At 50.1% G+C, this 21635-nt stretch carries 20 protein-coding genes and 1 pseudogene; 6 read left to right on the top strand and 15 right to left on the bottom strand.

Going from position 1 to position 21635, the window contains the following annotated elements:
- Nucleotides 1-2: 2 nt before the first annotated feature.
- From SELSP_RS12440 to SELSP_RS04865, 4 genes are all read left to right on the top strand, one after another.
- The gene (locus tag SELSP_RS12440; protein WP_232362311.1) at nt 3-344 is read left to right on the top strand and encodes a hypothetical protein; all 342 of its coding nucleotides are present in this window, start codon (nt 3-5) and stop codon (nt 342-344) included.
- An 86-nt stretch (nt 345-430) separates the two neighbouring features.
- The gene (locus SELSP_RS04875) at nt 431-1294 is read left to right on the top strand and encodes a hypothetical protein (RefSeq protein WP_006190918.1); all 864 of its coding nucleotides are present in this window, start codon (nt 431-433) and stop codon (nt 1292-1294) included.
- Complete coding sequence (locus SELSP_RS04870; RefSeq protein ID WP_006190919.1) at nt 1291-2406, top strand: hypothetical protein; 1116 nt, start codon at nt 1291-1293, stop codon at nt 2404-2406. The genes SELSP_RS04875 and SELSP_RS04870 overlap by 4 nt, the downstream gene beginning before the upstream one ends.
- Nucleotides 2407-2461: 55 nt before the next feature.
- Entirely contained in the window at nt 2462-4186 is a 1725-nt protein-coding gene (locus SELSP_RS04865; protein WP_006190920.1) for a ShlB/FhaC/HecB family hemolysin secretion/activation protein, read from the top strand.
- A 50-nt stretch (nt 4187-4236) separates the two neighbouring features.
- Here the strand turns inward: SELSP_RS04865 and SELSP_RS04860 are convergent, their stop codons facing one another.
- The 3 genes and pseudogenes from SELSP_RS04860 to SELSP_RS12175 all read right to left on the bottom strand — a co-directional run.
- Nucleotides 4237-4602: a HepT-like ribonuclease domain-containing protein gene (locus SELSP_RS04860; RefSeq protein WP_006190921.1), complete on the bottom strand. Its 366-nt coding sequence runs from the start codon at nt 4600-4602 to the stop codon at nt 4237-4239.
- Nucleotides 4599-4904: a nucleotidyltransferase family protein gene (locus SELSP_RS04855; protein WP_006190922.1), complete on the bottom strand. Its 306-nt coding sequence runs from the start codon at nt 4902-4904 to the stop codon at nt 4599-4601. Before SELSP_RS04855 ends, SELSP_RS04860 begins: the two co-directional genes overlap by 4 nt.
- A 132-nt stretch (nt 4905-5036) precedes the next feature.
- Nucleotides 5037-5147, bottom strand: a pseudogene (locus SELSP_RS12175) (ATP-binding protein); the annotation flags it as partial.
- A gap of 25 nt (nt 5148-5172) precedes the next feature.
- Between SELSP_RS12175 and SELSP_RS04850 the strand changes: the two are divergent.
- Nucleotides 5173-5604 (top strand): transposase, encoded by a 432-nt coding sequence (locus SELSP_RS04850; RefSeq protein ID WP_081443687.1) that lies wholly within the window; start codon nt 5173-5175, stop codon nt 5602-5604.
- A gap of 189 nt (nt 5605-5793) precedes the next feature.
- Here SELSP_RS04850 and SELSP_RS04845 read toward each other — a convergent pair whose 3' ends face one another.
- Nucleotides 5794-6846, bottom strand: coding sequence for a restriction endonuclease (locus SELSP_RS04845; protein WP_006190933.1), 1053 nt, complete (start codon nt 6844-6846; stop codon nt 5794-5796).
- A gap of 280 nt (nt 6847-7126) precedes the next feature.
- On the opposite strand from SELSP_RS04845, the gene lexA reads away from it, so the two are divergent.
- A complete protein-coding gene (gene lexA / locus SELSP_RS04840) occupies nt 7127-7741 on the top strand; it encodes a transcriptional repressor LexA (protein WP_013740739.1) in 615 nt (204 codons plus the stop codon).
- Nucleotides 7742-7818: 77 nt separating this feature from the next.
- On the opposite strand, the gene SELSP_RS04835 is transcribed toward lexA, so the two are convergent.
- The 11 genes from SELSP_RS04835 to SELSP_RS04785 form a co-directional block, all read right to left on the bottom strand.
- The gene (locus SELSP_RS04835; protein WP_006190942.1) at nt 7819-9066 is read right to left on the bottom strand and encodes a methionine gamma-lyase family protein; all 1248 of its coding nucleotides are present in this window, start codon (nt 9064-9066) and stop codon (nt 7819-7821) included.
- A gap of 24 nt (nt 9067-9090) precedes the next feature.
- Entirely contained in the window at nt 9091-9771 is a 681-nt protein-coding gene (locus SELSP_RS04830) for a hypothetical protein (RefSeq protein WP_013740738.1), read from the bottom strand.
- A gap of 72 nt (nt 9772-9843) precedes the next feature.
- Nucleotides 9844-10419, bottom strand: a complete 576-nt coding sequence (gene pyrE / locus SELSP_RS04825; protein WP_006190945.1) for an orotate phosphoribosyltransferase — start codon at nt 10417-10419, stop codon at nt 9844-9846.
- Nucleotides 10416-11135 (bottom strand): orotidine-5'-phosphate decarboxylase, encoded by a 720-nt coding sequence (gene pyrF, locus SELSP_RS04820; protein WP_006190948.1) that lies wholly within the window; start codon nt 11133-11135, stop codon nt 10416-10418. Before pyrF ends, pyrE begins: the two co-directional genes overlap by 4 nt.
- Before the next feature lie 59 nt (nt 11136-11194).
- On the bottom strand, nt 11195-14425 hold the full coding sequence (carB, locus tag SELSP_RS04815) for a carbamoyl-phosphate synthase large subunit (protein WP_006190950.1): 3231 nt from the start codon (nt 14423-14425) through the stop codon (nt 11195-11197).
- Nucleotides 14426-14427: 2 nt separating this feature from the next.
- Nucleotides 14428-15501, bottom strand: coding sequence for a glutamine-hydrolyzing carbamoyl-phosphate synthase small subunit (gene carA, locus SELSP_RS04810; RefSeq protein ID WP_006190952.1), 1074 nt, complete (start codon nt 15499-15501; stop codon nt 14428-14430).
- Nucleotides 15498-16808: a dihydroorotase gene (locus tag SELSP_RS04805; RefSeq protein WP_006190954.1), complete on the bottom strand. Its 1311-nt coding sequence runs from the start codon at nt 16806-16808 to the stop codon at nt 15498-15500. The genes carA and SELSP_RS04805 overlap by 4 nt, the downstream gene beginning before the upstream one ends.
- Nucleotides 16792-17751: an aspartate carbamoyltransferase catalytic subunit gene (locus tag SELSP_RS04800; protein ID WP_013740737.1), complete on the bottom strand. Its 960-nt coding sequence runs from the start codon at nt 17749-17751 to the stop codon at nt 16792-16794. The genes SELSP_RS04805 and SELSP_RS04800 overlap by 17 nt, the downstream gene beginning before the upstream one ends.
- A 211-nt stretch (nt 17752-17962) precedes the next feature.
- A complete protein-coding gene (locus SELSP_RS04795; protein WP_013740736.1) occupies nt 17963-19576 on the bottom strand; it encodes an MBL fold metallo-hydrolase RNA specificity domain-containing protein in 1614 nt (537 codons plus the stop codon).
- Between the two features lie 26 nt (nt 19577-19602).
- Nucleotides 19603-20175 carry a UbiX family flavin prenyltransferase gene (locus tag SELSP_RS04790; RefSeq protein WP_013740735.1) on the bottom strand — a complete coding sequence of 191 codons (573 nt, stop codon included), beginning with the start codon at nt 20173-20175 and terminating at the stop codon, nt 19603-19605.
- A 76-nt stretch (nt 20176-20251) separates the two neighbouring features.
- The gene (locus SELSP_RS04785) at nt 20252-21460 is read right to left on the bottom strand and encodes a VanW family protein (protein ID WP_013740734.1); all 1209 of its coding nucleotides are present in this window, start codon (nt 21458-21460) and stop codon (nt 20252-20254) included.
- Nucleotides 21461-21635: the final 175 nt, after the last annotated feature.

Genomic DNA, 21635 nt, shown 5'->3' with positions numbered 1-21635 from the left:
ATGTGAGGGGTGCACAGGGCTTTTGGATCATTGATTATGTACATGGCAACATTACTTTATTTGACGAAGATTTAACAAAAGAGGATGTGGATGTTATCAATAGCTATGTTGACACACACAGCGATACAGAACCCATAGATGATAAACGACCATTTCTAGGACTCCGTAACATAGCAGCTAACAAAAAAGTATATAAGGACCAGATGAAAATACTTACCCAACATTCCGATTTAACTTATGAAGAACAGGAAATATGTCAACGATTAAAATCTCGAGATTTTAAAAACACGTCTCCTAGGGTCTATGGATCTTTATTCCAGCCATTTGAGTATCTATTTAGATAATCCATTCGTTATGCACATTCGCCCATAACCTCCCCGACGACGGCAGCGGCAGAAAAGTCGCCGTCCACGCCATCATCGGCGGCATCATGAGCCAGATCACAGGCGCGGGGTTTGCTTCTGGTGCCATCGGCGCAGGCGTCAATGAGGCAATCATCGGCGAGATCAAGAAGATCAAGGATCCCGGCACCGCACAGATCGTCAGCGCAATTGTCGGTGCTGCAGCGGCTAAGGCGACTGGTGGGAATGCAGGTGCTGGTGCAAGTGCTGCACAAAGCGGGACGAAGTGGAACTATCTAGCCGAAGACCATATCCCAGTTCAGATTGGAATCAGCATTAAAGTTGGCTTTTTAGGTCATGTTGGAATTGTTGTAAAAACGGATACAGGATCATATGATTCTGCCGATTACGGACGATATGGCAAAGATATTGAAACGAGCAGCGGTCTTGCCGCTCCTACCGGTCCCGGGACATTCATTACCCGCTGGTTTTATGATCCAAAGGAACGGTACACTTTTATGATTAACTCCGAATATATAGATCCCGTAAAAGCTGTCGCTGCATATAACGATCAGATAAAAAATAACGGCTATACACAAATCCCTTCTGAAGAAACTCATAAGTTTTTTAGCGAAGTATGCCCTGACGTTAATGATGATGATTCAACCATTGATGCAAAAAGAATTATTAACGCAAACACTCAGTATTATAGAAACGGCACTTCTGATTACCATCTCACTGAGCATAACTGCGTAACCACTACAATAATTCCCATCCTCCAAAGCATTTCCTATGATAATCTAAGTTGGGAAGCAAAAATTACGGTGAGGCAACTAAGGGAGAATCTACTTAACCCAACAGCCATCTATACCATCCTTTCAGACGACATTTATTTCTTTCAAGGAAAAGGGCTTCTTACAAATGGGGCCTATGGAAGGGTGCCAAACGAATGAACACAATCTGGATAAAGCATGAGAAATTATGCAAAATACTTATTATCTTGACCTTTATATGCCTGTTTATCGGGATAGGAAGAGTGTTATTTCCATATTACGCGCAACAAACAAGATTTTCCGGCAGTATTATTGGATGGTATGTTAATGTAGAATTGACTCCTTGTTTCGTTATCAAAGATCCGAATCATTTGGAGCATGAAACCATCCTCGACATTTCTGCTGTAGTCCCTGAGAATTATAACATATACGTCTCTGCATTCACAGAGGAAGGTCTGTATTTTTATCTGTGGCAGAAGGATGACTCTCTTCCACGGACTCCTAGAATCATGCGCTTGACCGAAGATGATTTGCTGGAAATTCCCGTTGTATGGCCAGATTCTGTATCCCATTTACGGTCCGGCAAACTATATGTATATCCCGATAAGTTCTATCTTACCTTTTCCCCAGGTTATGGGCTGCCACATAAAGTGTATTCTATCCCTAAAGAAGGCGGAGAACCAAAAGAAATCTATGATGATCTGAGCATGCGTTCTTTCGGAGATGACATTAGTCAAAAGGATGGCGCCCCCCTGCAATACAAGGATGGCCTCATTTGTATCCGACAGGATGATTCTGTCTTGGTATTCGTAAACGATGAAGGCGAAGAGCCTCTATTTCCTTTGCTGGTCGGAACAGCGAATCTCCTGAAAGGCTGGTATGAAGAAGGCAAAAGTATCTTGCTTTGGAGCCGTGACCCGAATTACGCTGTTGTTGTCAATTTGCAGGGAGAAGTCTTGTTTGAACTGTATCGATCGTGGTTCTTGAGTTCAAGCTGTTGGGATGTGCACGGCAATGCGAACAACGGAATCCTGTTCACTGAAGCATCTTTGGTGGATTATGCATATTTTCCTGGATTCTACGCGCTGGATTTTTTCCGTAAAGAGCGGGTTCGGCATTTTGACTCTGGCATCTACGATACACGCACAGGCAATATGATTCCGCTTTATTGGAAAAACCAGATTGGGCCCGTCTGTTGGTCCAAGGTAGATTATAATCCAGATTTCTTTGAACGACTGCTTGCATCGGCAAAAAGAAATCGTGCTGCCTCTAATGTAGTTGATAAGCAATAGAATTGACGCCTCTTGATCATGATCACTTAGTTTTAAAAGAATGTGGTGAATCCATTTGATAACACTCAAACTCCCATCCGCTCTTCTACTCGCAGCAGCCATCCTCCCCTTATCCGTCTCTCCCGCCCAAGCTGCTCCGCTCTCGCAGCAGGAGCAGCTCGACCAGTCGCGGGCGCAGGAGGCTGCACGACAGGAGCGGCTGCATCAAGAACGCACGGAGGTTGATACGCCCGCTCCCCCTTCCTCAACGCTTCCTGCCGATGAAACGGTTCGTTTCCCCATAGCCAAGGTCGTGCTTGAAAATGACTCTGGGAAGTTCTATTTCCTGCGTCATATCGCCCGTGACTACGAAGGACGCGAGCTTGCTCTCAAGGAGATCAATGAAGCCGTCGGCAAGATGAACCACGAGCTTATGCAGCGCGGTTTTTCAACAAGCCGCGTCGTCATCCCCGAGCAGAATCTCTCAGAAGGAACGCTCCGCCTTGTCTTGCAGATCGGACGCATTCATGCCGTACGCTTTACGGAAGGCAGTGATACGCTCTATACATACAACCTCTTCCCGTTTCGCGAAGGCGATGTCTTGAACGTGCGCGATATTGAGCAGGGGCTTGAGCAGGCGAAGCGCCTGCCTTCGCAGGATATTACCGTGAAGCTCTTACCTGCACAGGAGCCGCAAATGACGGATGTCCTGCTCACGGTGATGCGCAGCAAGAATGTCTACGGCACGATCTCCCTCGATGATTCCGGTCTCAAGGATACGGGAAAGCTGCAGCTTTATGGCAATGTCGGCGTCGACCAGATATTTCAGCGGAACGATATACTGCGCGTCGGCATGAATCTCGACGGCGCACAGGACGGCTATGCGAAGGGCACGCGCGGGCATAATGTCAGCTACACGATTCCCTACGGGGCGCATACGTTTACGTTCTCTTACCAGCGCTCGAAATATCATCAGACGGTGGAGAGCCGCCCCTACGATTTCATCAGCGCGGGCGATACGAATATCTCGACATTTTCCTGGGATTATGTATTGCATCGTTCGTCGAGCATGAAAACGAGCATGGATATTCGTCTGAAGAAGCGCAATTCCCATAGCTTCATCAACGATGTGGAGCTTCCCATCCAGGCGATGCACCAGACATCGTTGGAGGTCGGCTATGCGGAGCGGCTTTACATCGACCGGGACACGCTCTATTTCCGCATCGCGCACCGCTTCGGACTCGGTTGGCTGGGCGCACAGGAGGAGAAAACGTATCCTGATGCGCCAAAGACGCGCTATCGCCTGTGGCTTGTCGATGTGGATTATGTCCATCCGTTTACTTTCGATCATCGGCCTGCAACATTCACGAGTTCCTTACACGGACAGTGGACGATGAACGAGCAAAGACTCTATGGCGTGGATATGATCAGCATGGGCGGACGCTACACGGTGCGCGGCTTCGATGGCGAGACCACGCTGATGGGAACGAACGGCTGGTATCTTAGAAATGAATTTGCGACGAAGTTCCCGAAGCAAAAGGCGGAACTCTATCTCGGACTTGATGTCGGCGCCGTCTACGGCTACGGCGCTGATCTCTACAACGGGCATGTGCTTGCAGGCGCAACTCTCGGCATTCGCGGAACAATCCACGATATTTCTTACGATGTTTTCGTTGCTGCGCCCATAGAAAAACCCAAGGGATTCCACACGCCGGACGCGACCTGTGGTTTCTCCCTCGGGTGGAAGGTTTTAAGGGCTGTATTACAGAAAGCAGCAAATCAAGCCACTGAAGTTGCCTAAAGCATTTCTCATCAATCAGGCAGAACTTTCGCGGCAGAAACGGTAGTTTGTCATCTCACATCCTCCGTATTCTCGTTTTCCGTCAAACACGCCCTGAGCTGCTCTATCAAGATTGGCAGTTCTTCAAAAACAACCTCTGAGATAATGTTCCAATTTGTTCCATCATAATCATGTACCAGGCGATGCCGCAAGCCTGCAATCATCGCCCATGGAATTTCCCCATGTTTGACTTTATACTCTGCGGACAGATTATGACAATGCTCACCCATATTATATAGCGGTGTTGTGACAAGCCACTGCAGTGGCAACTGTGTCAACAACACCTCTTTTTCAATGCGGTTTTCTAAAATATACTCCTGTAAGCGAACGGCATAGTCATATATCTTCTGAACCCTTTGTCGGTCTGAATATTTCATGCTACCAAAACCTTTTCTTTCATGATTGTTTTATAAAAGTCACTGTCTGGGTTGACTTCGCCGATTTCAAAAACGTCCACCTTTTTCTTCAGCGTTTCTCGCAAATCCTCTGCCAAAGCAAAAATCATCGTTCTCTTAAACATCTCTCCACCAAAAACCAAAAAATCCAAATCGCTGTTTTCGTCCGCTTCCCCTCTCGCATACGAGCCGAATAAATAAATTTCTTTCACACGATATTTATCAGCGAGCGGTTTTACCATCGCGGCAATATGTTCCATTGTAAATACCGGCTTCTGCATCATAATCCCCCCCCTATTCACTCATTGCAATTATATCATATATTCTATGATTTGAATGCTATCTTCTACCGTCACTCTTATTTCCAACCTAATACCGAGCTATACTCCCCTATGCTGCCAATACCGTAAAATCCTTCGTCGCGCGAGCATCGTCTTGCCCGAGCCAGGCACACCGACCATCAACAGGTTATGCCCTCCCGCCGCCGCGATCTCCAAAGCACGCTTGGCGAAGAACTGCCCCTGCACAATGGAAGCCAAGGAGAACGTCTTGTTGAAGAACTCCAAGTATCTGTGGTTGAAGAATGATGCCAATCTGACGGAAAAACAGCGAGAGAAAAAGGAAACGCTCCAGAAGAAGCATTTAAAGACAGCGCGTGCCTGTGCTATGCGCATCGAATTGCAGGAAATCTACGAGCAGTCCGTCCATCAAGACGAGGCGGAACAGCGTTTGAAAAAGCTCTGCAGCCGGATGATGCACGCAAGGCTGAAACCCATGAAGAAGTTTTGCGCCACGATCCGCAATCATTGGAACGAGATCCTGCACTACTTCAAGCACCCCTATACGAACGCCATTCTGGAAGGGATGAACAGCATCATACAAAACATCAAGCGTCGCGCCCGAGGGTTCAGGAATGATGAATATTTCAAGACCATGATCTATCTAGGATACGGCAAGCTGAATCTCAACATCCAGATCCCATAATTTGTCCATTGGTAGAAGACTGTATGGACATAAAGAACATTCGTTTCTTTCGCCTACCCATATCAAACAGCGAGGAGCCGAATCTCTTTGGGGAGAATTTTTTAGGAGTCATATTTGTTACGCCATATCACTTTCCTTGAATGATCGCTTCCTGCTTACGTCATACTAATTCTCCCCTTGAACGATTCCTCACACCTCATCGCCATTATTTGAGATTCCCACACCGTTCTCCAATCCATGACGAACGAGCATAGATGCAAAATCCACCCCATTCAACAGGACAACATGCTCTTGATCTGCAAGTGCCTGTGCCTCTGCGCTGAACTTATCCGTAAGATTGATAAGGATTAACACTTTCGCTTTTTCATCCTTCTTTGCCATCTGAATGAGCTGCCTAACCCCTGCAACATCATTACTGTCGTGCCCACGCTTTTTCTTTGCCTGTATGTAGATCTCAGGCATTATATCATCTTCATATTTTGTGTAAATATCATACATTAGCGATCGTTCACTAAATGCCTTAAACACAAGATCGACATCACCGCCCTCACCGTCATAGCAGTTGTTGCTAACCTTAATGTAGCCGCTTTGCACAAACAAGCTTTCGATCACCTTCTCAAACATAGCATTTTGCCACGACTGCATCTTTTCGAGCAGCTCTTTAAGATAGAGATCGCGAGCTTGACAAGTTTCGGCCGACAGAAGCCCAAGGCGTGTAGGAGATGACTGTGTTGCGGATCTTCTCATCATTATCAATACATCAATCGCATCCATAACACCTTCATCTAGAATACGATTTACAGCACGTCGATATTTACCGAAAGAGCTGCTCAGCACCTGTGCAGCCCCACTCGAATCATAGCTGCAACTGACAAGCGGCTCCACCTCGATATAGTGCCCGAAATCATTCTTCCCATCTGATAGGGTAAACTCATACGGCTTTCTGCATTTTACAATTGTGAAATAACGCCCTGTCGCCATCTGCTGCATACTGACCTTCGGGATAACAATGAGGTCGCCTTCCTGGATTTTAAGCATTATACGCAGCATATTATAGCGACGTTTCATATTTTCACTAAATGGAGACCACTTCTTCCATGCCGCTGTGAACTCATCAAACGAATTTCGCACATCCATATTGGGGCCACCCCAGCCCTGTCGCAGTCGCCCCTGTTTCAACTCTTCGTAGGTGAAAGGAAAGTACTCGTCATAATCTACACGAAAAACGAAATAATTTGCCATAATACTTCATGCTCCTTTACTCATCAAAAAAACAGATAAACAACATCATTCTTGGAACTTCACATTTACATCGCTTTTCAACGTGGAGGATGGTTTCCTTGTCCGCAAGAACCCTGTGGAAAAAGTTTTCCCGCTTATAGGAATGACGCGACTTCAAGAAGCGCACAATTACGGTATAACGCCAGCTGCGGTACACAAAATCCGTGGTATAAACGTAACACATCTGTTATAATAGACACAGCGAACTACTTTTCTGTATTTACGTTTACAGGTGATTGAAATGAAACGACGTCATACTTCTGCTGAATGGCAGCAAACAATTTTTTCTTATATCAAAGATTTTCTGGCGAAAAAAGGTTATCCGCCATCTGTGCGCGAAATCGGCGATGCTGTAGGATTGAAATCCAGCTCCACGGTTCATGGTTATCTCGCAAAAATGGAAGAATCGGGGTTAATAAAGCGAGATCCCGCAAAGCCCAGGGCCATCGACATTCTTGAGGATAAGCCATGGGAGCGAAATGTCTCCATTCCCCTCGTCGGCGTTGTGACTGCCGGCATCCCGATTTTGGCCGAGGAAAACATAGAGGATGTATTCTCGTTTCCTCAGGGACTCATCGGCACGCACAGCAAAGTCTTTGTTTTGCGCGTGAAAGGACGCAGCATGATCAATGCGGGGATTCATGACGGCGATTTTGTTTTTGTCAAGCAGCAGGAAACAGCAGACAACAATGACATCGTCGTCGCCTTGGTTGATGATGGCAGCGCTACCGTCAAGCGTTTTTTCAAGGAGAAGGACTGCATACGCCTCCAGCCGGAGAATGACGAAATGGAACCATTCTACGAAAAAAATGTCAGGATTCTCGGAAAAGTGATCGGTACATATCGCCGTTTCTAGGGAAACATTGACGATTCAACACGGCTGTATCGTCTCCAAACGCCAGCTAGGGAAAATATTCCTAGCCGGCGTTTTCGTTATTCTGCAGAAAGCTGCCTGATTTCTTCGGCGGCTCCTAGAATGCCGAACATGACTTGCTCAAAGGTCAAACCGCCTTGCAGATAGACATTGTACGGCGATCTCAGAGGTCCATCGGCGCTGAATTCGATAGACGCACCTTGCACGAAGGTTCCTGCCGCCATGATGATTTGATCCGTATATCCCGGCATATCCCATGGCTCGGGTTTTACGAAGGAATCAACCGGCGAGTACTTTTGGACGCCGCCGCAGAACGCCACAAGTTTTTCCGCTGTGCCAAGTTCGATTGCTTGGATGATGTCTCCCCTCTCGTCGCTTATTCTCGGATATGTCGTATAACCAAGTTTTTCAAAAATGCCTGCAGCAAATAGCGCACCCTTGAGTGCCTGAGATACCACATGAGGAGCAAGAAACAGACCTTGGAAGAACAGACGGTTGTTGACGAGAGAAGCCCCCAATTCTGCTCCCATACCTGGAGCCGTCAGGCGATAGGAAGCAAGCTCTACGAGATCCTCGCGGCCAACGATATAACCGCCTGTGGGCGCAAGTCCTCCACCCGGATTCTTGATTAGGGAGCCGGCCATGATGTCGGCGCCTGCTTGCGTCGGCTCAAGGGATTCCACGAACTCGCCGTAGCAGTTGTCAACGAAGCAAATACAGTCGGGTCTGAGACGATGAACTTGATTGCAAATTTCTCGAATATCTTCGATGAGCAATGTAGGGCGTCTGCTGTAGCCGCGTGAGCGCTGAATCAAGACCATCTTGGCTCGTTCATCGAGCACATCGGCAATTCTTTCCACATCCACGCGCCCTTCGTTCAAGGGGAGTTCATCGTAAAGGATGCCGTACTCTTTCAAAGAGCCTGAACTGGATGCCGTATAGCCGATGACCGTCTGCATGGTATCGTAAGGCGTCCCTGTCAGTGATACAAGTTTATCGCCAGGACGCAAAATGCTGAAGAGAACGGTAGCCAGCGCATGCGTACCGGAAACAAACTGCGTGCGCACCAAAGCGCTTTCTGCGGCAAAGACCTTTGCATAAAGTTCTTCAAGTTTGCTCCTGCCAATATCATCATAGGCATATCCCGATGATGTGTTAAAGTGTATATCGGACACCTTGCATTCGCGCATTGCAGTAAGAACTTTCAAAGTGTTTCCTTCGCTGATTTGCTCGATTCTTCGAAAGGATGGCGCAAGTTCGTCCAAGACGCGTTTTTTCAATGTAAGAAGTTCTTTTGAAAACGACATGAAAGGGAATTCCTCCTATCCTTGTTATTCCGTTGCCTTTTGTCGAATATCTTGCAGACGTGCAGCAAGATGATGTTCCAGCTTTGTGGCGAGTCCTGCAAGATCGTGTGAATCAAAAAGGTAATTGATTTCAGGAATGCCATGCACCCTTCCCTCGCCGAAAAATTCATCGCGAAAAATATTGTAATAAATGACGAAGTTGCTCGCGATGGAAAAGTCAGAATAATCTAAGATGATATACGAGCCATTTGTGATTTTCAACGGCTTTTCCGGCGCAACGAACAGCTCGAAGCCCTCCAATTCAGTGGGAAGGCTTTTTCCGTATTCCCATTCCATAATTTTTTTCTTGCATACAATGCTGCTGATGGTCTTCGGGTCGAATGTAATCAGTTCCACAAGCAGCTTCCTCAAATGCTCATCAAGACGTTTTTCAAAAGCAGCAATATTCGGAGCGATAAACTCGATGCGGCAAAAGTTCGTCAGACCAATCTGCACGCTCAGCTTATATTCCTTCGTTTCTTCATGATAATATGCCGAAGCGGCACGATGCATGGTGTCGTTCTCATAGGAAAACAACGCATATATGTCCTCCTCGACATGCATATCCCTTCGATAAGAAAAACCTTCAAGCATTGGAGGAAGTCGTTTCAGATATGCCCAATCACAAACATCCGTTTCAACTTGTTGAATAGTTTCTTCTTTCAAAACAGTCTCCTAGATCAAAACACGTGAAGAAGACAGGAGGCGCCGCCGCGCTCCTGTCTTCTTCCATCACAGTTATTTTCCAGTCCTGCCGCGCTTCGTCAAAGGCGTCCCCTCTTTGCAGAGCGGGCATTCCTCAGGCGTGTACGCTTCGACATCCATGTGCAGAAGCGCCGTACACGGCACTCCGTCGAATTGCACCTTGCCGTTGCTGCGATCCACAAGCATGGCTACAGCCACGGGAATCCCCTCAAATTCGCGCACCACATCGATGACTTCTTTGATGGAGCCGCCCGTCGTGACGATGTCTTCTACAATCAGGACACGCTCCCCTTTTTTCAGCGAGAAACCACGGCGAAACGTCATTTTTCCATTCTCACGTTCCGTGAAAATGGCTCTCGTGCCAAGCGCTTTTCCTGTTTCGTGCGCCAGGAGAATACCACCCGTCACAGGACCTACAACCGTATCAATATCCTGATCCTTAAATTTCTCCGCCATCGCTCTGCACAGAAGTTCCGTATATTCTGGATGCTGCAGTACATTGAACTTTTCCACATAATGCGGACTGTGCAATCCCGAGGTTAGGAGAAAATGCCCGTGCATGATGGCATTGGTCTTTGTCAGCAAGTCCTTGACTTCAGCTTCCGTCATGACTTCACGCTCCCCATTTCCTTCAGGATGTTTTCCGCAGCATGTTTGGGATTGAGCGCCGAACGAATCGGACGTCCGACAACGAGGTGCGTGGCGCCGCTGCTCAGGGCAATTGCCGGCGTCGTGATGCGGCTTTGGTCGTTGATGGCTGTGCCTGCGGGACGCACTCCAGGCGTGACAATCAAAAAGTCCTCGCCGCATGCCTGTCGAATGGTTTCCGCTTCCATCGGCGAGGAGACGACGCCATCAAGACCTGCTTCCTGCACGAGTTTTGCCATATGAACCGCCTGATCGTCGAGATCCATATCCGGCCACATCCTGCTCCAATCCTTCAGGCTGATGCTGCTCAAAATCGTCACGGCGACAAGCTTGGGTCTTTCGATGCCGAGCTTTTCTGCCTCATCCTTGATCGCTTCGAGCGCCTTCTCCATCATGACCATTCCGCCCGTAGCGTGGACGTTGATCATATCGACGCCCAGATGCGTCAAGACGCGCAGAGCATTGGCAACCGTATTGGGAATATCATGGAGCTTGAGATCGAGGAACACCTTCTTGCCCTTGTCCTTAAGGTATTTGATCACCTCGTCTCCCATGCTGTAAAAAAGCTCCATGCCAACCTTGTAGAATCCCACACTGTCGCCCAGAGTTTCGACAAGGTTATGAACCTCATCCATGGAATGAACATCCAAAGCTACAATCAATCGTTCATCTGTCATTTCCTATCCCTCCCACTTTCTCCCATTGTACTATAAAACTTTGCTGCCGACAAGACGACTCACGCGAGGTCGTCGCCGCCGCCGACATAATCCTGCAATGCCAAAGCATAGACAAGACGACGTTGCTGCATGAAGGAGAGCACGCGAAGCACTTCCCACGCCGTATCCAACGAGGTCAGGCAGACGATGCCGTGTTCCACTGTCGCGCGGCGAATCTTGAAGCCGTCACGCGCAGAACCCTTGCCTTGCGTAAGCGTGTTGACAACCATTTGAATCTGACCAGTCTTGATCATCTGGATGATGTCCGTACTGCGCTCATGCACCTTCCCCACAACGTCTGAGTCTATTCCGACAGATTGTATGGCACGCGCCGTTCCTTCCGTCGCAGCAATCTGGAAGCCCAGCTCACAGAAAGCCTTTGCCAGCTGCTTCAATTCCTCTTTGTCCTTATCTGCAACAGTGAAGAGGATGCGGCCATTCTTCGGCATGTTCATGCCTGCACCCGTAATCGCCTTGTAGAGTGCTCGTGCGTAGTGATAGTCAATTCCCATGACCTCGCCTGTAGATTTCATCTCAGGTCCGAGGGAAATATCGACATCCTGCATTTTGGCAAAGGAAAATACGGGAGCTTTGACGGCAACATACGGTTTGGGAGGCACAAGACCGGAGAAGTATCCCATCTCCTCCAAAGAGTGTCCCATGGCTGCACGCGTCGCCAAATTGACCATCTTCACATCCGTGACCTTGCTCAAAAAAGGAACGGTGCGGCTCGAACGCGGATTGACCTCGATGACATAGACCTCATCGTTGACCACGACGTATTGAATGTTGAGCAGCCCCTTGACATGGAGGTTCAATGCCAGTCTCTTCGTATAGTCGATGATGGTGTAAAGCACACGTGCGGGAAGCGTCTGCGGCGGATAGACGGCGATACTGTCACCCGAATGGACACCGGCGCGCTCGATATGCTCCATGATGCCAGGAATGACAACCGTCACGCCGTCGCATATACCGTCAACTTCGACTTCCGTGCCCTGCATATAGCGATCGACGAGCACGGGATGATCGGGCGTGACCTTGACCGCGCGGTTCAAGTAGTCGCGCAGCTCCTCTTCCTTGTAGACGATCTCCATCGCCCTGCCGCCGAGGACATAGGATGGACGCACCATGACGGGATAGCCGATGGCAGCGGCGCCTTCGACAGCAGATTCCACATCGGTGACGCTGATTCCCTTGGGGCAAGGAATGTTCGTCTGGCGCAGCACTTCTTCGAAGCGCTCTCGATCCTCCGCACGATCGATGTCGTCCACGGAAGTTCCAAAGATATGCACGCCCGCCTTTTGGAGCGATGCAGCGAGATTGATGGCCGTCTGCCCGCCGAACTGCACGATGACGCCTTCCGGTTGCTCCTTGTCGACGATGTTCAAGACGTCTTCTGTCGTCAACGGTTCAAAGTACAGGCGATCGGAGATGTCAAAGTCCGTGCTGACCGTCTCCGGATTGTTGTTGATGATGATGGCTTCATAGCCCATCTCGCGCAGCGCCCATACAGAATGCACAGAGCAGTAGTCGAATTCGACGCCTTGGCCGATGCGGATGGGGCCCGAGCCGAGGACGATGATCTTCCTCTTCGGCGTTTCCGTCTGCACTTCATCTTCCTGCGCATTGAATGTCGAGTAATAATACGGCGTCATTGCTTCGAACTCTGCCGCACATGTATCGACTATCTTATAGCAAGGCAGAAGTTTCATTGCCTTGCGCATCGTGCGGATTTCATTCATCGTCTTGCCTGAAAGTTCCGCAATGGATGCGTCGGAAAGTCCGATTTTTTTTGCTTCTATGAGATGTTTTGGGGTAATCTCCTCTTGCATGAGCCGTATCTCGACATCAGCGATGCGCTTGATCTTGCGCAGAAACCAACGGTCGATCTTCGTGATATCATAGATTTCGTCTACATCAGCTATGCCTCTGCGGAATGCTTCGGCGATTGCGAAAATGCGTTCATCATTGATTTTTGACAACGATTTCCTGAGCTTCTCGTCGCTCCAATCGTCCATCTCAGGCAGGTGCAGACGCTTTACGCCAATTTCCAGTGAGCGTGCCGCTTTCAGGATAGCGCCCTCAAAATTGCGGTCGATGGACATGACTTCGCCCGTCGCCTTCATCTGCGTGCCGAGGGTGTGATCGGCGAAAATGAATTTGTCGAACGGCCAGCGCGGAAATTTCACTACACAATAATCAATGGACGGCTCAAAGCACGCCTTTGTCTTCTGCGTCACGGCGTTCGTGATTTCATCGAGCGAATAGCCGATGGCAATCTTGGCGGAAACCTTCGCAATGGGGTATCCCGTCGCTTTCGATGCCAACGCCGAGGAACGGCTGACGCGCGGATTGACCTCGATGACATAGTAGCGATCGCTGTTCGGATCGAGTGCATACTGCGCGTTGCAGCCGCCTTCGATATTCAGCTCACGGATGATGCGGAGCGACGCACTGCGCAGCATTTGATAGTCATGATCGGAAAGCGTCTGCGTCGGCGCAACGACGATGCTGTCTCCCGTATGAACACCGACGGGATCGAAGTTCTCCATGTTGCAGACCGTGATGCAGTTGTCATTGCCGTCACGCATGACTTCATACTCAATTTCTTTCCAACCGGCAACGCTGCGCTCGATGAGCACCTGGCCGATCATGCTGTACTTAAGTCCCTTGATGACCGTTTCGACAAGTTCTTCTTCGTTTTCGGCAATGCCGCCGCCCGTGCCGCCCATCGTGTAGGCGGGACGTACGATCAGCGGATAGCCGATCTCGTTGGCAAACCCGACGGCAGATTCCACATCCTCGACGATCGTGCTCTCCGGAATCGGCTCTTTGAGTTTCTGCATCGTTTCCTTGAAAAGCTCGCGGTCTTCCGCCTTCTTGATCGCCTCAAGGCTTGTTCCCAAGAGTTCGACATGATATTTTTCCAACACGCCTTTTTCGGAGAGTTTGACGGCAAGGTTCAGACCGGCTTGCCCGCCAAGGGTAGCAAGGAGTCCGTCGGGCAATTCTTTGGCGATGATTTCCTCAAGGAACTCCACCGTCAAAGGCTCGATATAAACGCGGTCGGCAATATGCGTATCCGTCATGATCGTTGCCGGGTTGCTGTTGACGAGAACGACTTCAAGGCCTTCTTCTTTCAAGGAGCGGCATGCCTGTGAGCCGGCATAATCAAACTCCGCCGCCTGTCCTATGATGATCGGACCGGACCCTATGACCATGACCTTTTTCAAATAATCTTTTTTTGGCATGGTTACTTTTCCTCCTTGAGAAGTGCGCGAAACTGCTCAAATAAGTAGCGGTTGTCCGTCGGCCCTGGCGACGCCTCGGGATGATACTGCACCGTGAATACGGGAAGCTCTGTATGGCGCAGTCCCTCCACCGTCCCATCGTTTACGGCGCGATGCGTGACCTCCAGCGGCAGTCCCTGCAGAGACGATTCATCGACGGCAAAGCCATGATTCTGCGATGAGATGTGCACGCGGTTCATCGCCAAGTTTTTGACGGGTTGATTCGAGCCGCGATGACCGAATTTCAATTTATATGTATCGGCTCCCATGGCGAGCGCAAAGAGCTGATGCCCGAGGCAAATGCCGAAGATGGGTTTCTTGCCGATGAGCTTTTTGACTTCTGCGATGATGTCCGGTACATCCTTGGGATCGCCGGGACCGTTGGACAGAAATACGCCATCGGGATTCATGGCAAGTATTTCTTCCGCCGACGTTTGTGCCGGCACAACGGTGAGATGGAAGCCAAATTCATGCAGGGAGCGCAGGATGTTCTGCTTTATGCCGAAATCCATGACGACGACCCGCGGCGCATCCGCACTGTCCGCAGCCATGACATACGTTTCTTTCGTCGTCACCGTTGCCACAACGTCCTTTTGAATTTCTCGGGAAAGCATTCTGTCGATTTCCTCTTGCGTTGTGTTTCCTGGCACGATGACGCCCTTCATCGCACCGACAGAGCGAATGTGGCGCGTCACAGCGCGCGTATCGACGCCATGCAGGCAGGGTACGCCCTGTTCGCGCAGGAAATCCGCCAGCGCTCCTTCCGACTGCCAGTTGCTTCCAACATCACAAAGCTCCGCTATAATGAAACCGTTGACAAAGGATTTGCGCGATTCCATGAAGCTTTTCGCCACGCCATAATTGCCGATCAGCGGATACGTCAAGGTCACGATCTGGCTGCAATACGACGGGTCGGTCAGAACCTCTTGATAGCCCGTCATGCCCGTATTGAATACGACTTCGCCGAATTCCTTCGCTTCATCCAGCAATTCACCGGAAAAGGCGCTGCCGTCCTCTAAAATCAAGTTCCCTTTCATCCGACATTCTCCTTTTTTGAGGCGAGGACATTTCCATCGCGCATCACAATGCGGCCATCGACCACCGTCATCACAGCTCTGCCTTTCAGACGGCGCCCGACATAAGGCGAGTGCGTGCCGCGCGTATAGAACTTGTCGGCATCCACCACCCACTCTTTTTCGAGATCGATGACCGTGATGTCCGCCGGCATTCCTGCTTCCAAACTTCCTGCCTTCAGGTGAAACAATGCAGCAGGCGCTGAAGTCATCTTGGCAATGAGCGTGGATAAATCCATTTTCCCCTTGTGGTAAAACGCTGTCAGCAAAAGCCCCAACGTCGTTTCAAGACCTGGAAAACCACTCGGCGCATACATGTATTCCCGATCTTTTTCCTCCTCGGCATGCGGCGAGTGATCGGAAACGATGATGTCGATCGTACCGTCCTGAAGCGCCTCAAGCATGGCGTCGACATCCTTCTGCCCACGCAGCGGCGGATTGACCTTGGTGGAAGAATCCAGCGGATTGACACAGGCATCCGTCAGGATGAGGTGATGCGGCGTAACTTCCGCCGTGACCTTGACGCCGCGCCGCTTCCCTTCGCGTACAAGCTCGGCAGAACGTGCCGAACTGATGTGCGCAACATGGACGGGCGAATCGACATATTCTGCAAGCAGGATATCGCGCGCCACAGCGATATCTTCCGCCACAGTCGGACGCCCCTTCATGCCGAGCATCGCGCTTCGATGTCCTTCGTTCATGACGCCTTCTTCGATGAGCGAGAGTTCTTCATCATGATCGATGATGATCTTATCAAACTTTTTCAGATAATCCATGCCATTCATCATGACCTTGGCAGATTTCACATAGTGTCCGTCATCGGAAAACGCCACAGCTCCAGCGAGACTCATATCGCCCACTTCTGCAAGCTCTTCGCCCTTCTGTCCCTTTGTCAGTGCACCGATGATTTCGATGTGAACGAGTCCGACCTCTTTCGCCCGTGTCTGCAGGCTGCGCACCAGGGCGGCGGTGTCTACGACAGGGCTTGTATTTGGCATGGTGGCGACCGTCGTGAAGCCGCCTGCAGCCGCCGCCTTCGAGCCGGACAGGAAATCCTCTTTCGCTTCCTGCCCCGGCTCACGCAGATGCGTGTGCATATCAATGAGGCCGGGAACGAGAACCTTGCCGCTGACATCGACGATTTTGGCCTCTTCATCTACCACATTCTTGTCAACCTTTTGAACAATGCCGTCCTCGACGAGAATATCCAGTTTTTCATCTACGCCATTCTTCGGATCTACGACGCGACCACCCTTAAAGATCTGCTTCATTCTGCTTTCCTCCCATCAATGCCAGAGCCAAGAGCGCCATGCGAACTGCCACGCCGTTCTGCACCTGCTCCTGTATGGCGGAATGGCTGCTGTAAGCTACACGCGGTGATATTTCCAGTCCCTTGTTCATCGGACCCGGATGCAGTACAAGCACATCCTCCTTAGCAAGCTTCAGCCTTTCCTCATTCAAACCGAAGATGCGTGCGTACTCACGCATGGAAGGGAAAAGACCTGCTTTCTGCCTTTCAAGCTGAATGCGCAGCACATTGATGACATCCGCATCGCGGATGGCATCTTCTATACACTCATGCACGAAGATTCCCGGTTCTTCTTTAAGAAAGCGCGGCAGCAGTGTCTTCGGTCCGGCCAGATGAACCTCCATCCCCATTTTGCGCATGCCCCATAGATCGGAGCGCGCCACGCGGCTGTGCGAAATGTCGCCGATGATGGCGACCTTCAGGCCTTGCAAGGTATTCTTGTACTGCAAGATGATGAACAAATCCAACAAGCCCTGTGACGGATGTGCATGCGCTCCATCGCCCGCATTGATGATCACGGGCGACACAACCTGTGTCGCATAGGCCGCCGCACCTTCAGCCTTGTGGCGCATGACGATGGCATCAACTCCCATGGCTTCAACCGTCAGCAGCGTATCGCGCAGACTCTCCCCCTTGACGATGCTGCTCGTCCCCGCTGTGATATTGACGACATCAGCGCCGAGATACTTGCCCGCCAACTCGAAAGAGGAGCGCGTCCTCGTGCTCGGCTCATAGAACAATGTGACGATTGACTTTCCTCGCAATGTGGGAAGTTTCTTGATATCCCTGTGGATCACATTCTTCATGCCTTTGGCAGAATCAAGGACAAGCTGGATTTCCTCCGGTGAGAAATCTTCCAGTCCTAAAATGTTTTTGCCGCGTAATGAAACAGGATTCTTGCTCAAGCGAATCACTCCCTAAGTGCTTGTAAGACAAAAAGCTTTCTTATGCAAGGCATAAGAAAGCTTTCTTTGCATGGCAACGATGCGGTTCATGCCGCCGCACCCTTATGGCTTCCTTTATCAGCCTCACAGGACCAATTTCAAAGGACATCTCTATACACTTTATTCGTCTTGAATCTTATCACATGTCCTCTGCGCTGTCAACGAAAACCCATCAGAGATTGAACGTCGCAAAAAGCTTCTTCATATAGTTCCAGCCCTTCTGCACCGTGCGGACGACAACCTCCATCTGCTGCGGATTGCGCACAACGTACTGCAGCAGGCGACGTCTTTGCTGGCGGTAGGTGGAATCAACCGTGCGCAGGAAGTCCTCCATTTCCTTTTCGACGGAAACTTCCGGCAGATGAGACTCGTGAATCTCATGTTCGCGCCCCGTCATGACGATGGAATCACCAAAGAACGGAATATATGTCTTGAGTTTGAAGCGTTTTTCGATTTGTTCGGCAAGCGATTCCGAGGCCGACGGCTCACCATGGACGACGAATACGCGCGCGGGATTCGGCTCCTGTATGGGCGCGAGCCAATCAAGGATCTGGTTCATATCTGCATGGGCGGAGAACCCTTCCAGCATTTGAATATTGGCTTTGACTGCGATTTCCTCGCCCATGACCTTGACGCGTTTCACGCCGTCGATGAGGCGTCTGCCCAAACTGCCTTCCGCTTGATAGCCGACAAAGAGAATCGTCGACTCCGGTCGCCAAAGGTTGTGCTTGAGATGATGGAGAATGCGCCCGGCATCTGCCATGCCGCTCGCCGAAATGATGACGGCGGAGCTCGCCTGCGAATTCAAAGCCCGCGATTCTTCCGCAGTCTCGCAGATGCGCAGATGCGGCATTTGCGGCAAGCCGCCGCCGTGCTTCGCCAACAGCTCGACCGTCGTCTCGTCAAACTCCTGCATGTTCTCCATGAACACGCGCGTAGCAGCAATCGCCATGGGGCTGTCCAAAATGATGGGAACATCCTCCATGCGCCCTTCCTTCCAAAGCTTATAAAAATAATAGAGCAAGGTCTGCGTGCGTCCGACAGCAAAAGCCGGGATGATGAGATTGCCGCCGCGCTCCATCGTGTCCTGCACGGCTTCCAGTAGGGCTGTTTCCTTATCGTAGAATTGATGCAGGCGATCGCCGTATGTCGACTCAAGCAGCAGATAATCCGCCCCTTCGATGATCGTAGGGTCTTTGATGATGGGCTGATCGGGCTGACCTAAATCGCCGGAAAACACGAGCTTCGTCTTCTTCCCGTTCTCTTCCACGTACATTTCCACGATGGCAGAGCCAATGATATGCCCGGCGTCACGAAAACGCACTTCGATGTTGTTTTCTACGCGAAACAATTCGTTGTAAGACTTCGGCACAAAATGTTTCAATGACGCTTCTGCATCTTCCATCGCATAGAGCGGCCGAATCAGCGTATCGCCGCTGCGCTGAATCTTGCGGTTCAGAACTTCCGAATCGTGTTCCTGTATATGGGCAGAATCCGGCAGCATGATATGCGCCAACTCGCAGGTCACTTTCGTCGCATATACAGCCCCCTTGAAACCCTCTTTATAGAGTTTCGGCACAAGACCGCAATGGTCGATATGTGCATGTGTCAGAATCACGCAGTCGAGTTCAGCAGGATTGAAGCAAAACTCCTTGTAATTCAACTCGCGTATGCGGCGACCGCCTTGAAACATGCCGCAGTCCACCAAAACTTTCCTCTCCTCGCTCTCCAGCAAATAGCAAGAGCCGGTAACTGTATGAGCAGCCCCTAGAAATGTCAATTTCACTTCGCTTCACTCCTCTGCATCATCTCTCAAAGTCCCTGCCACGGATGATATGCCTTTGCCATAAGCCCAAACGGCGCAAGCAGTCTTGCCGCTGCTTGCTGCACCATTTCTTCTATAGTTTTAGGTTGATTGTAAAACACCATCATGGGCGGCACGATATGAACCGTCGGCAAAAGCGACAACTCATGCATATTGCGCAAATGAATCGGACTCAACGGCGACTCGCGAACCGCGAGGACAAGCGTCCTCTTTTCCTTGAGCATTACATCCGCCGCTCGCAGAAGGAGATTGTCGGCGTATCCGCCATGTATGCCGGCGAGCGTTTTCATTGAACAAGGCACGATGAGCATACCTGCCGTAAGGTAAGAACCGCTGGCAGGCCCCGCACCGATTTCGTCAATCTCAAAAGTTTCATCCGCAAGTTCAGCAACATCGGACGCTTTCATTTTCGTTTCATGCTGAAGCGTAAGCTCTGCCCCACGAGTCATCAGCAAGACAGAAGAAAAACCCTCCTCCTTGCGAATGAATTTTAGGCATTCAATCAGGAGCGGCAAGCCGCTCGCTCCAGTGGCTCCGACAATGATTTTTTTCTTTTCCATAGGCATATTTCCTCATTGCGATAGTGAAAGAAGTATTCTGCTGGTCTCACTGTCATCGGTATTCCCGTGCAGCAATCTACGAATAAGAATCCGTATGCAGGTATTCCCTCTCGACGACCTGCCCGTTGGCGCTGTAAACGCGATATACCGAAGGTCGCCTGCTTGAGCCGACCGTTTCAATAGAGATGTGCTTTCCTTGAAGATCTGCCTGCGTACCAAGCACTTGCACCGTGATTTTTCTGCCATCTGCACTTGCTAAAATATAAACATTATGCGGCAGAGGATTCATGAATTGAAAATCAATCAAATTATCCGCCACCGTCGCATCAAGCCCTGGAGGACAATACGAAGACGGAATGAAATGCGAAAACCTCTCTGTCGGATTGAGACCTGCCAAGAGAATCGCATTGTAAAGCGTCGAACTGACCTGGCAGACGCCGCCGCCAATGCCCGGAACAGACTTTCCGTTTACCAGAACCGCAGCATTTTTATAGCCGGCATTTGCGGTACGCGTTCCCACGATGTTGTTGAAAGAGAAGTTTGCTCCGCTGCGAATCAGGACGCCGTTGAGCTGCTGCGTCGCTATGGCAATATTGTCTCCACGCGCACCGTGCCGATAATACGTCGTATAAGTTCCAAGCACGGCATTGACGTTGGCGACATCCTCCGTACGGACAAACGGGGGATTTTCTTCCAAAGGCAGCTCAAGGTTTGCCGCCTGCATTTCTTTCAGCGGTTTATCCAACGCCTTCAATGAGGCAGCTATGTCGAGCTTCTTCCCCGATTTTCCCGGAATGTGGTGAATCGCTCCGTTGACGCTGATTTCACATGCCGCATTGACCGGTTGAACGAGGAGTTTTTCCGCTATCCCTTCCAATTTCGCCTGCAGAAGCGATTCGTCATAACTTGCCGTAAAAGGAATATTGCATCCGTAAATAGCATTCTTGATCTGCGTCACCGCCTGTAATACAAACGTCCCCTCACGCCCGGAATTATAGGCCTCCTCTGCAGCAGCAGCCGCAGCAGGCTGCAGATTCACTTCCTGCGGTTGTATTTTCCACACAGCGCCGTTGCTTCTTAAAGAAACAGTCTGACTGGCAAGTTTCTTCTTCCCCAACTGCGTAAAATACTGCTCCGCCTCCTTCTGCGTCAAGCCAAACAAGGAGCGCCCCTCACTCTGCACTCCGTAGAGGATGCGTCCGCGGCAGGAAGTATGATACGCGAAAATGCCACTCGCCAGCAACGTAAGTACAACAAGCAGGGATACTGCAAGGATGAAATTCAATCGGGAAAATCTCATCGTTCGTTTTCGCCCCTTCAAATAATAATATAAAATCCATTTTATCTATTTCGGTGTTCATTCGATTATTCCTGCTCGCAAGATTGTCAAGCCTTAACCTTTACGGAAGCATGGATAAGATTTGCCGCAATATGGTATAATAGGCGTGTCACTTTTATAT

It is taken from the genome of Selenomonas sputigena ATCC 35185 (assembly GCF_000208405.1).
Taxonomy (GTDB): domain Bacteria; phylum Bacillota; class Negativicutes; order Selenomonadales; family Selenomonadaceae; genus Selenomonas; species Selenomonas sputigena.
This window is presented reverse-complemented; position numbering and strand designations above follow the sequence as displayed.

Bases quoted from the DNA above. Each gene is read 5' to 3' on its own strand.
- SELSP_RS04790 (WP_013740735.1), bottom strand. From the start codon at position 20,175: ATGGAAAAGAAAAAAATCATTGTCGGAGCCACTGGAGCGAGCGGCTTG.
- pyrF (WP_006190948.1), bottom strand. From the start codon at position 11,135: ATGACAGATGAACGATTGATTGTAGCTTTGGATGTTCATTCCATGGAT.
- carB (WP_006190950.1), bottom strand. From the start codon at position 14,425: ATGCCAAAAAAAGATTATTTGAAAAAGGTCATGGTCATAGGGTCCGGT.
- SELSP_RS04845 (WP_006190933.1), bottom strand. From the start codon at position 6,846: ATGGCAAATTATTTCGTTTTTCGTGTAGATTATGACGAGTACTTTCCT.
- lexA (WP_013740739.1), top strand. From the start codon at position 7,127: ATGAAACGACGTCATACTTCTGCTGAATGGCAGCAAACAATTTTTTCT.
- SELSP_RS04835 (WP_006190942.1), bottom strand. From the start codon at position 9,066: ATGTCGTTTTCAAAAGAACTTCTTACATTGAAAAAACGCGTCTTGGAC.
- carA (WP_006190952.1), bottom strand. From the start codon at position 15,501: ATGAAAGGGAACTTGATTTTAGAGGACGGCAGCGCCTTTTCCGGTGAA.
- SELSP_RS04855 (WP_006190922.1), bottom strand. From the start codon at position 4,904: ATGATGCAGAAGCCGGTATTTACAATGGAACATATTGCCGCGATGGTA.
- SELSP_RS04875 (WP_006190918.1), top strand. From the start codon at position 431: ATGAGCCAGATCACAGGCGCGGGGTTTGCTTCTGGTGCCATCGGCGCA.
- SELSP_RS04870 (WP_006190919.1), top strand. From the start codon at position 1,291: ATGAACACAATCTGGATAAAGCATGAGAAATTATGCAAAATACTTATT.
- SELSP_RS04805 (WP_006190954.1), bottom strand. From the start codon at position 16,808: ATGAAGCAGATCTTTAAGGGTGGTCGCGTCGTAGATCCGAAGAATGGC.
- pyrE (WP_006190945.1), bottom strand. From the start codon at position 10,419: ATGACGGAAGCTGAAGTCAAGGACTTGCTGACAAAGACCAATGCCATC.
- SELSP_RS04860 (WP_006190921.1), bottom strand. From the start codon at position 4,602: ATGAAATATTCAGACCGACAAAGGGTTCAGAAGATATATGACTATGCC.